This is a genomic window from Timonella senegalensis JC301, from assembly GCF_000312125.1.
Classification (GTDB): Bacteria; Actinomycetota; Actinomycetes; order Actinomycetales; family Cellulomonadaceae; genus Timonella; species Timonella senegalensis.
The window spans coordinates 333,550-345,712 of record NZ_HE978644.1 but is presented as its reverse complement, the minus strand read 5'-3'; the positions used below and the strand labels follow the sequence as shown (position 1 = coordinate 345,712).

At 61.4% G+C, this 12,163-nt stretch carries 8 protein-coding genes and 1 pseudogene; 1 reads left to right on the top strand and 8 read right to left on the bottom strand.

The window, feature by feature from the left end; genetic code table 11:
• From HGSM_RS12240 to HGSM_RS14890, 6 genes and pseudogenes are all read right to left on the bottom strand, one after another.
• Positions 1-1,328, bottom strand: a 1,328-nt coding sequence (locus tag HGSM_RS12240; RefSeq protein WP_051009866.1) for a CDP-glycerol glycerophosphotransferase family protein, incomplete at its 3' end; no start/stop codon positions are given.
• 89 nt (positions 1,329-1,417) lie between these two features.
• On the bottom strand, positions 1,418-2,293 hold the full coding sequence (locus tag HGSM_RS12235) for an ABC transporter ATP-binding protein (protein WP_019149056.1): 876 nt from the start codon (positions 2,291-2,293) through the stop codon (positions 1,418-1,420).
• Positions 2,280-3,158, bottom strand: coding sequence for an ABC transporter permease (locus HGSM_RS12230; RefSeq protein ID WP_230197547.1), 879 nt, complete (start codon positions 3,156-3,158; stop codon positions 2,280-2,282). The genes HGSM_RS12235 and HGSM_RS12230 overlap by 14 nt, the downstream gene beginning before the upstream one ends.
• A gap of 235 nt (positions 3,159-3,393) precedes the next feature.
• Positions 3,394-3,585, bottom strand: coding sequence for a Trm112 family protein (locus HGSM_RS12225; protein WP_019149054.1), 192 nt, complete (start codon positions 3,583-3,585; stop codon positions 3,394-3,396).
• 101 nt (positions 3,586-3,686) lie between these two features.
• Positions 3,687-5,189 carry a phosphomannomutase/phosphoglucomutase gene (locus tag HGSM_RS12220; RefSeq protein ID WP_019149053.1) on the bottom strand — a complete coding sequence of 501 codons (1,503 nt, stop codon included), beginning with the start codon at positions 5,187-5,189 and terminating at the stop codon, positions 3,687-3,689.
• Positions 5,190-5,653: 464 nt separating this feature from the next.
• A pseudogene (locus tag HGSM_RS14890) lies at positions 5,654-5,830 on the bottom strand (DUF3499 family protein); the annotation flags it as partial.
• 239 nt (positions 5,831-6,069) lie between these two features.
• On the opposite strand from HGSM_RS14890, the gene HGSM_RS12210 reads away from it, so the two are divergent.
• Positions 6,070-6,552, top strand: a complete 483-nt coding sequence (locus HGSM_RS12210; RefSeq protein WP_326550044.1) for a metallopeptidase family protein — start codon at positions 6,070-6,072, stop codon at positions 6,550-6,552.
• A 21-nt stretch (positions 6,553-6,573) separates the two neighbouring features.
• Here HGSM_RS12210 and HGSM_RS13920 read toward each other — a convergent pair whose 3' ends face one another.
• Together HGSM_RS13920 and HGSM_RS12200 are read right to left on the bottom strand one after the other, a co-directional pair.
• On the bottom strand, positions 6,574-8,496 hold the full coding sequence (locus tag HGSM_RS13920) for a DUF5719 family protein (RefSeq protein WP_019149050.1): 1,923 nt from the start codon (positions 8,494-8,496) through the stop codon (positions 6,574-6,576).
• Complete coding sequence (locus tag HGSM_RS12200; protein ID WP_195891386.1) at positions 8,487-12,095, bottom strand: glycosyltransferase; 3,609 nt, start codon at positions 12,093-12,095, stop codon at positions 8,487-8,489. Before HGSM_RS12200 ends, HGSM_RS13920 begins: the two co-directional genes overlap by 10 nt.
• Positions 12,096-12,163: the final 68 nt, after the last annotated feature.

The window sequence follows — 12,163 nt, the reverse complement described above, 5'->3', positions numbered from 1 at the left end:
ATTCGGAACAGGATGACCGTGTCATCACCGCAGTACTCGTAGAGCCGATCAAAGTCGATCTGGGAGTAGTCGTAGTACGCGGTTGCCATACCTCGCCCGCGGAAGGTCGGAGCAAAGAGCACCAACTTCTTACCGTCTAGCTGAGGGTAGTCCTCGTAGAACTTCTCCTTAAATGCAGCAATCGCATCTGGGTCGAGGAAGTCGTCAACCCGTGGAAGTCCGGTTGGGATGATGGCCGAGGGTTCGATGCCGAACGCTTCGGAGTAGGTTTCCACCAACTGCGTAGAACCGGCGATCGAGTACGTGTACTTTCGGTGGGAGTGCTCGAGCTTGGGCGAGCCATACTTTCCAAAGCGGCTAAACCCGACGTTCTTGAATCCGCTTCCCGCGTGCCAGGCCTGGACGACAACTGTGTCCTTGGATACCTTCAGCCAGTTGAGCATGGAGAAGTAGTCATCGAGTACGACGACGTCGGCCTTGGCGATCAACCGAATACGACGCAGAATCTCACGTTTGGTGAGGGTTGCTGGGACGCTGAAGGACTCGTGAATCTCGAACTCGAGTCCCCTCTCTTGGATCTTGTTGTAGATCGAAAGAAGGTTTCCACCCATCTCACGCCGTGCTTCGGAGGCGAAGAGGAGACGTGAGCCCGTTGGCCTGTTGAGCTTACGGCATATGCGGTAATACTTGTTAAGCAGCTTTTCCATGCGCGACTTAGAAGTGAGTCCCTTGATCTTTCGCTGGACGCGTCCAATCAAACCCTTCTTCTTTTTGCCACCGCCAGTTGTGTACTGGTATGAGCGGAACACGAGCTCTGGACGCAGGTCGTCCTCTGTAATGTCAAAAGTGACTGCGTAGGCGGACTTGTTGTTCGCATACTGGAAGATTCGAGCGCTTGAGTCGAGGGTGGCTACATCTGCCATAGCGATTGTGGCGAAGGGCTGGACCTGTCCGCGGATCACCGGAAGTATCCGGAAGGAGCCCGTAGGAACACGCTTGCGGTCTTCAAAGTTTGTGACGTTGATTGTGAACGCAAGGGCTTCGTCTTCGAGTTCCTCGCAGGGAAGCTCATATGCCGTGGCCCCGTTAACTAGGAACAGCCCCGTCATACCCGGGTTGGCGTCGAGAACCTTCTGGACTGGGGGAAGGATTGAGCCCTGTGCTTCAGGCTTCCCCTCGAAGACACCACTCGTCTCGGACCACGGTACGAATGTCAAAGTGACATTGACGCGTTCCCATTGAACGCCGCTCAGTCGATAGTTAACTACAACCGCAGTGGATAGCGCGGAATCGTGGTCTTGGGGCAATGCTTCGAAGTCGTGAATCACCGTGCAAGCCTACCATTTTGGCGGTTTCCAGCATTGAAAAATGGTCGACTGGGAGAAGGCTCACAGCCCGAAAGGATGGTTAGAAGTGACTACTTTTTGACAGGCTCAGGTACCGGCCGTTCACCCTTTGTGAATTCCCTGTACGCCCGCGTCACCTTGGCTGGATCGCCGTCCATAACGATCTGTCCCTTATCAAGCCAGATGACCCTTGTGCACATCGCCTTGATCGATGCCAGCGAGTGCGCCACAACAAATACGGTGCCCGCTTCCTGGCGAATCTCGTCAATACGGTCGCGTGACTTTTGGCGGAACGCAGCATCGCCGGTGGCCAGCGCCTCGTCGATCATGAGCACATCGGGGGTAGAGACCGTGGAGATGGCGAAGCGCAGACGCGCGCCCATTCCCGCCGAGTATGTCTTCATAGGCAGCCGAATAGCTTTACCGATGCCCGCGAACTCCGCAATGTCATCGAATCGTTCGTTGACCTCGTCCTTGCTCAGGCCGAGCGCCAATCCACCGATCATGACGTTTCGTTCACCAGTGAGGTCCTGCATGAGAACGGCGCTGACGCCGAGAAGTGATGGTACTCCGGACACGTAAATCTCGCCCTCGGAGGGCGACAGCAGACCAGCAACCGCTTTCAGGAGCGTCGACTTTCCGGAGCCGTTGGTGCCAATGATGCCGATCGACTCACCGTGGTGTGCAACAAAGGAGACGCCTCGAACCGCGTGCACGGTGGTGTGTCCTCCGGCAACGGACTTACCGCGGCGCAGGACCTTTTTGAGGAATGAGTCCTTGGTTGGTGCACTGGAACGGACCTTGGCACCAACAACGTGGTACTTCACGTGGAGGTCGTTCACGATGACGGAAGGCGCACCCATCGTTGAATCTGTGGGGCCGCCCTGCGGCAAGTCCTCAGCATCTACCTCAACGTCAAACTCGAGATCTTCGTTACTCGCGGCCATAGCGCGCCTCGTCTCGCCAGAAGGTTAGGAATCCGATAACAAAGATGCCCACTGCCCAAAGTGCTGCCTGCCACCAGTAGCTTCCATCCAGCGGGATGGAAGACTCGTTGATGAGGCTCTGCCTAAAGAGGTTGAGGAACACCGCGATCGGTTGGTGCTCAAGGATGCCTGCGAGCAACCAGTGTTGATTGCCAATCTGGTGGCTAATCGAGAAGATGACACCCGACGCGTACATGCCCACGCGCAGTATGAAGGGCAGGAACTTGATGGTATCCGGCAAGCGCGAGGCAAAGTTTGCGAAGATCATCCCTACGCCCGCGGAGAAGATTGCAAACAGCACGATCGCCGGAATGACCAGAGGCCAGCGGTGCGGCATGAGTGCTTGAAGTCCCTGTGCATTCCACACGGAAACCTCCGCAAGTACGAACATGACCACGAAGCCTGGCAGTGCGACCAAGAGGTCTTTGAGTGCTGTGGAAAGCGGAAGAATGACACGCGGGAAGGTGAGTGACTGGACCAGCTTGATGTTCGAGCGGATAGATTTTGCCGTATCCGTCACGGTGCTGGAAAACAACCCATAAGTGAAAGTACCCACCACAATGAAGCCGATGGTGTTGTCCATTCCCTTGCGGGAGTTCAGCAGGAAGCCGAAGATGAGGACGTACACGAGGGAGTTCAAGAGCGGGGTCAGAATTGTCCAGATCTGACCTAGGTAAGTGTTCTGATTCTCCGCTTGGGCGCGAGAAGACGCGAGCACTCCAAGGAAGTCGAGCCGCTCGAAGATGCTCCGGATGTACTCCGAGAGCTTGGGTCGGACACCGACAGGTCTCAACCCGTATTTCTCCGCTAGCTCACGGGGAGTCAACGTATTGTCAGTAATCGGTCTTCCTACTTCCAAGGTACCAAGCGAAAAGAACTTCTAGATTCTATGCCCGGGCCAGCGGTGCTCGCCCACATCGGGTGGAAAGTTCATAGTAATTTCGGGAACTCGCCATTGCGGGGTAGCAAAGTCTTCACATCGAGGTTACATCGCACTGGCACTCCCCCACGATGCAACCTCCGTCACAGCATGCAGCCTAGAACGGCTGCCTGGCACGGACTCAGAGCGCCCTGGCGTCGTGCTCTAGCAGTACTGGGATGCCGTCTCGTACTGGGTACGCGAGTGGGTCTTTCTCGGCAGTGGAATGGAGTTCCGGCTCTCCATTCGGCCCGGTTCCTGGCACAAGCGTGGCGCCGGAGACAGGGCAGCGTAGGATTTCGGCGACCCACGGGTCGATGTTCACATTTTCCATAACTTTGTCCTTGAGTTGTGGTCGAACGCTTATGCGCTTTCGCTTACGTTCCAGTCCTTGCACCCGAACGTACGCGTTCGTGGACCATTGGTGGTTGCAGGTCAGGCGTCTTCGCTGCGGATGAGCTTGAGCACGTCGTCGCGGACCTTGACCATCATGTCCTCGTCTGCGGCTTCGACGTTCAGGCGCAGGAGCGGTTCAGTGTTGGAGGCGCGCAGGTTGAACCACCACTGTGGCTGCGAGTTCCAGTGGGAAACGGTCAGGCCATCGAGTTCATCAACCTCAACCTCTCCCCCGCCCTGTTCCTCGACGTATGCTGCGACCACGCGGGCACGGGCAGCTGGTACATCGGCGATGGTCGAGTTGATCTCACCTGATGCTACGTATGGCTCGTACATTTCTGCGATCGCGGACAGCGGGTGTTCCTGCTCTCCGAGCGCCGCGAGTACGTGCAGCGCGGCAAGCATTCCGGTGTCAGCAAAGAAGAAGTCACGGAAGTAGTAGTGGGCGGAGTGCTCGCCGCCGAACACGGCGTTTTCCTCTGCCATGTGGGCCTTGATAAAGGAGTGGCCCACGCGGGTGCGTACGGTCTTTGCCCCAGCAGCTTCCATGAAATCGGGCACCGCACGCGAGGTGATGAGGTTGTGGATGATGGTGGGTTCGCGGCCCTCGGAGCGTTCGCGTGCGACTTCGCGCAGGCCAACCAGCGCGGTGATCGCAGAGGGGCTCACTGGGTGCCCGTTCTCATCCACCACGAAGCAGCGATCTGCGTCCCCGTCGAACGCCAAGCCTAGGTCGGCGCCGTGTTCCACGACTGCCTTTTGCAAGTCCACCAGGTTCTTGGGGTCGAGTGGGTTGGCTTCGTGGTTGGGGAAAGTTCCGTCGAGTTCAAAGTACAGCGGCACGATGTCCAGCGGAAGAGCTGGCAGCCCTGCACCCGATCCGAGTACGGCTGGCACGGTGTAGCCGCCCATTCCGTTACCGGCGTCAACTACGACCTTGAGTGGGCGAATGCCTGAGATGTCCACGAGTCCACGCAGGAACTTGGCGTACTCACCGAGCGTAGAGCGCTCCGAGACCTGCCCCAACTGCGTGGCGGCACCCGGCAGTCCCACGGTCAGGTACTGCTCCGCGAGCTCCTTGATACGGGACAGCCCGGTGTCCTGGCCCACTGGACGTGCGCCGGCGCGGCACAGCTTAATCCCGTTGTATTCGGCAGGGTTGTGCGAGGCGGTGAACATGGCGCCTGGGATGTCGAACACGCCTGATGCGTGGTAGAGGCCATCGGTCGAGCACAGCCCGATGTTTAGAACGTCGATTCCCGCGGAGGTGAGTCCCTCAACAAACGCGGCGACGAGTTCCGGCCCGGAGTCACGCATGTCGTGGCCCACCACTGCACGGGGGCGCCCGCCAGCTTTACTCAGGTCTGATGGCGTTGAGTCGCCTGCGTCTCCGGAGTCTGGGATGACTACCACGGTGGCGAATGCGGCGCCGATTGCGCGCGCCACCTCAGGGCTGAAGGGCTCAGGGACGATTCCGCGTACGTCGTACGACTTGATGAGCGCGGACAGGTCTACAGGGGTGTGCGAACTGGGGTGTGCCATTGTTCAAGCCTATCGTCAAAACTCGGGTCCCTGAGCGTGAGGGATCCCGATCGTGTGGTCTTGCGAGGAGGGTGGGTTTGTCAGCCTTCGCCACGCAGGACCCGAAGGTGCCCGCGACGTGCGATCTCGGTGTCTTTGAGGTGTTCTCCTGCGGCGTGCCGGGGCCGCGCGATTTCTTCAGGCGAGATGAGGCTGTCGGCAAGACTGGTGAGCGCTTCTTCCGTGCGCACGACGTCGGCGATTGCCGCCCAGTCGTCGTCTGGCTGGGTGAGCGGCTTGGAGATCTCGACTTTGCGACGTTCCATTTCCGCTAGGTGCTCTGCGGCTTCATCGAAGCCGCCTGAGTATCGTCCGCCCGTGCGCTGCGCGCTGGGCTCTGGGGTCCGCGCCTGCGCCGGGTCCACTGAGATTTTCGACGATTGACCTAGTTCTGACTGCACCGTGCCTACACCCTGTGGCGACCAGACACGCACGACCTGCCAGCCACGTGGGGCGGTCATTCGCTGGGCGTGTGCCTGGCACAGGTCATAACTGTGGGGCTCTGCGGCGGAGGCGAGTGGGCCGAGTACAGCGGTTGAATCCGAGTACACGTATGTCAGGGTTGCAACGGCTTCGCGCACGCACGCTGTACGGGAACACATACGGGATGGACTCACAGCAGAAATCTACTCCGAAATTTCCCGGAATTCCGGGCTACACGCCGCTTAGGGAATGTCGTACACCACACAGAAGTACCCACCCCGATCCCAGCACAGGTAAACAGAGCACCGTCACAACGTGGCGCCCAAACCCTGTGTCCTCGGGCGCCTCGCGTCACGTGGTCAACTACGCTGAACCTAGTGAACATCACCTCAACTAGCTCGCTTAGGGGCGAATCCGCATGACACACCAGCCACTGCCTCATGGCACCTCCGTGGACCTCGCAGAGATTCTCGCGAGGGCCGGCGCAACCCCTACGCGTACGCGTAGGGATCGCCGTGGCCGGGGTATGCGCGGGATCATGTATCCGCCGTTCCATCCCTCCTACCGCACAAGAAAAGAGCGCTTCGACGAGATCGTGGTCTCGTACGTGGCACGACTTCAAGGCACGTGGGGAAGACAGCTTGAAGGCACCGAGTTCGCCGTCGAGGAGGTCCCACCCTCCGATCCTGCGCCGTGGGAGACTGGCGGCGTCCCACTGGGACGGTATTTCCCGGGGGTGTCCGGGCAGCCAGCCAGAATCGTCGTTTATCGGCGCCCTATTGAGGCGCGAGCCGCCGAGTTTGACGAACTCGCGCCGCTGGTACGCGACGTGATCGTGGAGAACGTGGCGTATATGCTTGGCTGCTCGCCTCACGAGGTGGACGGCGACTACCAAGGCTAAGTCCCTGGCAGAACGCACAAGCTAGAGGCCGACCTGCGAGCTGCGGGAGACGCGGATTGCCGTGGGCTCCTCGGGTGCAACCACGGGAGCGATCGTCGAGATCGATCCGGACAGGTCCTCGTCCTCCACGATGAGGGACCAGTTCGTGACTGCCCCATCCGCGGCGGTCACTGTGACGGCGCCCACCGCAGCCTTGCCGCCGAGTTCGGCTAGGTTGAACGACTTGGTCTGCCCCGGCGCAAGTGCCACATCGAACTCCTCGACAATCCTGCCCTTGTCCGAGTACACGACAACATGGGCGGCTAGGTTCTTGGCCCAAGCCTTGCGCGCTGCAGCGGACTCTTCGGTTTCCGTTGCGCTGGCGTCAGATCCGGCGAGGGACGTGTACACGCGGGGAATCGCGTCAAGAGCGGTGTCGAGTTCGTCCACGGTGCCAACGCTCGGTAGCGCCGTAATCGCGAGCGTGCCTGAGGTTCCGGCGGGCAGCGCCGAATGCCCCGACACGGCTGAGGCGCTCAGTTCTGATCCAAACGTGGTGTGTGCCCAGTCGAGTGAGCCAAGCTCGCCCTTGCTGGTGTGGCTGGAAGACGTGTACACGGGTGCCGATGGCACCCACGCAAAGTCAGCCGGTGTGCCACCAAAGTCAACGTCCGGGTCGCTCGTGCCCACGGCGAACGAGCGGGCTGATGCAACCACGGGAACGTCGGATTCGAGGACGACCGTGTAGATTCCCTCCGGGGCTCCAGCGAGAGAGACATCCTGCACGACGCCCGGTGAGAGTTCAATCTCTTGAGCTCCAAACATCACCACGTGCCCGTCCTCTCCGAGGAGGTACAACCGGGCCTTGCCCACCGCCTCTCGGCTGACGTCGGCGGCGTCCTCAGCGCTCTGGTCCGCAAGGGACTGAACGTCCGCAAAGGTCGGCACGACGAGCCGCACGAAACTGCTGGCGTCATCGCCCACCTCGGTCTTCTGTGCGGACACTCCCGTGATGACCTGGGCCCGAGATGGCGCAGCGGATCCGGTGACGTAGTCCACGCCTCGCGGTGTCACGCCGTCCAGTTCGAGGTTCTGGATGTACGAATTGACGAGCGCACCCTCCGCCTCAACGTGCACAACGATGCGGCGCTGTTCAGCGGCGATGCCCTCGAGGAGGGTAGATACCTGGGCCCTCGCTGGCACCAAGAAGGTGTCCGAACCGGCAAGCTCCACTCTTCCGGATGGCCCCCAAAGCGTGATCTTCACGGTTGCAGGCGTCAAACTTGGGTTTTGCACCACGAGGTTGGAGGACAGGCCCACAGACGTGGAGCCGCCCACGAGCCACTGCTCGGCCGTTGGGTTCTCGCAGGCGCTAGCAGCAAGGCCGCGCAGATCGCCGCTGGCCGTGACCGACCCGACCGAGGCCGCAGTGAACTGCCGCCCCTCGAGGTCCGTCACGAACCTCCCGGAGGTCGCAAGGGCGGCCGCTCCAGTGCCCGGGTCAAACTGCGTCACGCTCGATCCGCTGGACGTGCTGACGCGGTCCGGCAGGCTCGCGGCTTCGCCGCTCGTGGAACTACTTCTCGACGATTCACCATCGCTTGCTTCAGACAGTGACGACACCATCTCGGCGAGTAGGCCGAGGTCGACCTCGCCGCCGGATCCGACGAGTGCGAGCGATCCGTTCGAGGTGGTCTCTGACTGCGTGGAACCAAACTCACCGAGGTTCGTGTCGAAGCCGCCTTCGAGGTAGGGCGCGGCGGGGCAACCGAGAGTCGCGGCCGGCGCGGCAACGGAAACCTGGGTGCCCGCTGTCTTGATTTCTCCCGTGTCGGTCACCAGAGAGGTGCCCTGTGCGCCGAGCGCACCGAGGCTACCTACCGCGATGAGCGCAGTCAGAGTGCGCCCCACGCCCCCAAAGAATCTGGAACGCTTGTCTACTTGTGCCTGAGTCTTTACGCCCATTTTTGTGCGTCCTTCCTACGGACTGGGATCGCCAGAACACCAAACACGAGCAGAACTGCAGACTGCAGGGCCATCCATGGCAAGCGGCTTGAACGTTCGTATGAGATGGAGAGGTCTCCAGATTCGGTTCCTGCTGGCAGCTCGAATGCTTGCAGGCCATTGACCTGGGTGGGTACCAGTTCCTCGGATCCAAGGACGGCCTTCCAGCCTGGTGCAGAGTTTTCCGCAAGGACGATCTTGCGCTCCACCTGGGATGACTCAACCGTGGTGTTGACTGCTAGGCGCGACGCATCGAGCATTTCGGGCTTACTCAGAGCACCCGTGGCGTCTACCTCGTAAGTGGCCGCCCACGCGGGTTCGCCAGCGACAACCGTGATGCGAGTCACGCTGTCATCACCGGGGGCAGTCACCGACGCTAGGTACTGCTCGCTTGCCTGGGCGAGCGCAGGGTCGAGCCCCGTGGGGTCGACCCTCCACACCGTGCCGGTCTCGTTCTCCGTGATGCGCTGTAGGCCAGCCACAGTGTCAATACGCGAGACCAGTTGAGCAGAGTCGTCCCCCTGGCTAGGAGGAACGAGGACAGCTCCAACCCCCAGCTCGGCCAACCTGAAGGCGGAAGCGGGTGCGCCATCCTGTTCCAGACCGCGGGTGACGTGTGCAACCAACTCAGCAATATCGTCGGGACGCCCACCAAGGTACGCAATATTTACCACGGTCGAGGTTTCTGCCAACTGCACTCCATCGGAGTGCAGGAGCTGGTAGGCAACCTTGCCTGCACCCGCTGGTGCAACCGCAAGGACCCTGGCCTGGCGGCCATTTTCCTGCATCTGCTGGGCGACAGCTGGGACAATCGCGCGGTCAAGGGCCGCCAACGGCGAGTCCTCTCCAGCGATGGCCCGCGACTGGCCCCACGAGACAAGTGAGTACACGGGCACGGCGAAGACGAGGAGGGTGGCCACGCCCAGAACGATCTGGCGCCAGCCGAACGAGTGCGCGAGCGCCCTCTCAACGAGTTTCTCGCTACCCAGCACGCAGGCCCCCAGGAGGCCGAGCGTCATGAGCGAGAGCCCGGCACCGGACCAGCCGACTACAGGGCCTTCATCCCCGCTCGCAACTGTGATGGAGGAACTTAGGAACGAAACTGCGAGACCAATCGCCGCCACAACCCACATGAATCGAATCGGGCCCGCGTGTGGTGGCCTGCGCAGAAGCGCAAGGACTGCGCCCAGCAGAATCGCGCCTCCCAGAACCAAAGGGAGCGCCGCGAGCACGCCAGTCCAGATGCCTGAGGCAAAGGAAACCTCGCCTATGTCCGTTGGGACGCCGAGGAGCCGCTGCCAACTTCGGGATGGATCGTATGGGAACGGGGAGCCCGGATCCGAGAGAAGTACGCGCCAGCCGCCAAAGCCGCGGTTGACCCAGCCTCGGAACAGGATGGGGCCGAGCATCGCGAGAGCCGGGAGCGGCACAAACACGAGGGCGCGGGTGCGGGTGTACACAGCCGCAGCGCCGATGAGCACGATCCCCGGTAGGAGGAGCGCCGGAGCGCCCGCAGTGACAACCGCGAACACGAGCGCAGCCCCACCGACCGCAGCCAGGGACTTCCGTGGACGAACAGAGCCCGGAATGGACTCCGTATTCTGCTGCTCCACCTTGTTCTGCTCGAGGAGTTTTTGCTCTTGACGCTGCTCAGAACGTAGTCGCAGGACACCCCGCTCGTCCCGCCTATTGACACCACAGCCACGCGCAATCGCGACCACAAGCCACGGCAGTGCACTGTGCGCGATGATCGCACCTAGGCGTCCCTGGCCTACTGCGACGAGCAGTGTCGGCGCTGCCGCCCACAGCAGGCCTGCCCACACGCGGGCCGTCACTGACCGGGTGGCTGTTCCGGCCGCAAACCACGCGCCCAGGCCACTCACGATGAGCGAAAACACGATCGTTGCATTCACGGCTGCCTGCATGTTGCCAAGCGTTAGCCCCATAACCGGGCCGAGCGTGCTGAGCAGCGGGTCTGAGGGAGCAGAGGCACCGAGGCCGTCCCGGATCCACCCGCTGGTCCAGTGCTGCCACAACTCAGCCCAGCCGCCCTGCGACGGTAGCAACGCCCCACCCACGATGCGGGAACCGTTGTACAGCGAACCGAGCACATCCCGCAGGCCATAGAGCGTTGCGGCCACTAGGAGAAGCCCGAGCGCAGTCAGCCCACCGCGGCGCGCAGTGGCCCGCGCCCGCATCTCGCGCCGATCCAGCTCGGTGGGACCGTAGAGTTTCTTGCGCAGTGCGGACCGCGCCAGGCGCTCGTCGCGGTTCTGGGCCATGTGGTCGCGTCCCGTTGCGAGCAGCTGGTTGACTACCCGGGTTGGCACGGCCTTGGTCTTGCGCAGCCGGCTCCGCGAACGCAAGACCGAAAAGGTCTTTGAAAGGAGCCAGAACGGCGCTGCCAGCTCCGCAAGAGCTCTGCGCGGGCTCTTGTTCAGTATTCGGTAGAGGGCCCGCAGCGGCGCGGCTAGGAGCATCCCGAGAACGAGGAATGGGAAAGCAAGTACCGGGATGTTGGTCGCCCAAAAGTAGGCCGTGCTCTTGAGCCGGTTCCAGAAGGTCCTGCCCTCGAGCTCGTCGTCAAGCACATCGGGGCTTGGGGTTTCCACGAGATCGGTGGAGTCTCGCACGTCCATGAGCGTTGCCTGGGCATGTTCGACGACTGCGTCTGGTACTACAACGACACGGTGTCCAGCGAGGCGGGCCCGCCGACAAAACTCGATGGAGTCGCCCCACTTACCAAATGCGGGGTCGGTTCCCTTGAGCTCATGCCAGAGTGCCAGAGACACAAGCGCACCATTGAGGGAGACCGCATAGACGTCTTCGTTTCCGTCGTGCTGCCCCTGGTCAAACTCTTGGTTCTCAATGCCCGTGAACCGGCGACCGCCCACGGCCGAGGTGTAGCCAACCGAGATGAGTTCTTCGCGCTTGCCGAGTTTGACCTGCTTGGCGCCCACGATGGAAACGGACGAGCCGTACTCAACTGGGCGTAGTTGAAAGCCGAGAGCCGTCTCGTGGGCAGCGGAGTCGTCGTGCATGAGCCAGAGCCACTGCGTTAAGACCTGTGCGTCTGCGACCGCCTTGCCGACTGCCTGTCCGAAGTTCTTGGCCTTGGGTGCAGAAATGACCGTGCATGCGATCCCCGCAGCCTCGAGGCCGGAGGGGTCTATCGAGCCGCTGCCTGAGACGTCTGCGATGACTAGGCGGGCTGGCCGCACGCGCTGTTCCGCGATGGATTTCAGGGCACCGGCGAGGTAGGGGGTCACTCCGCGAGTCACGAGGATTGCCGTGACCTTCTGCGAGACGCCGGGCTTGATCTGGGCTGCGCGCAACGCGGCGTTCTCGAGGATCGGCTCGTCGAGTTCGTCTACGTGGGAGTCCTCATCCGACTCCCGGAGCGCATTCGCGCCATTCTGGTTGATCAAGTCGGGTTGCTCTGATGGATCAAACGATGCGGCGGTCTGCCGGCTCGGTGCTTCGCCGTCGTGCAAGGGGTGGATACCTTTCCTAGCGGTAGTGCTGGAGCCTTGGCTGGTCAGGAGCTTTTGTGGACTCAAGACCCGTTTCTCCACAGTCAATATTGCCCCACAAATGGCCATTTCTTGCGGGTTCCATCCGGTGTGGC

Bases quoted from the DNA above. Each gene is read 5' to 3' on its own strand.
- HGSM_RS12235 (WP_019149056.1), bottom strand. From the start codon at position 2,293: ATGGCCGCGAGTAACGAAGATCTCGAGTTTGACGTTGAGGTAGATGCT.
- HGSM_RS12225 (WP_019149054.1), bottom strand. From the start codon at position 3,585: ATGGAAAATGTGAACATCGACCCGTGGGTCGCCGAAATCCTACGCTGC.
- HGSM_RS12220 (WP_019149053.1), bottom strand. From the start codon at position 5,189: ATGGCACACCCCAGTTCGCACACCCCTGTAGACCTGTCCGCGCTCATC.
- HGSM_RS12210 (WP_326550044.1), top strand. From the start codon at position 6,070: ATGACACACCAGCCACTGCCTCATGGCACCTCCGTGGACCTCGCAGAG.
- HGSM_RS13920 (WP_019149050.1), bottom strand. From the start codon at position 8,496: ATGGGCGTAAAGACTCAGGCACAAGTAGACAAGCGTTCCAGATTCTTT.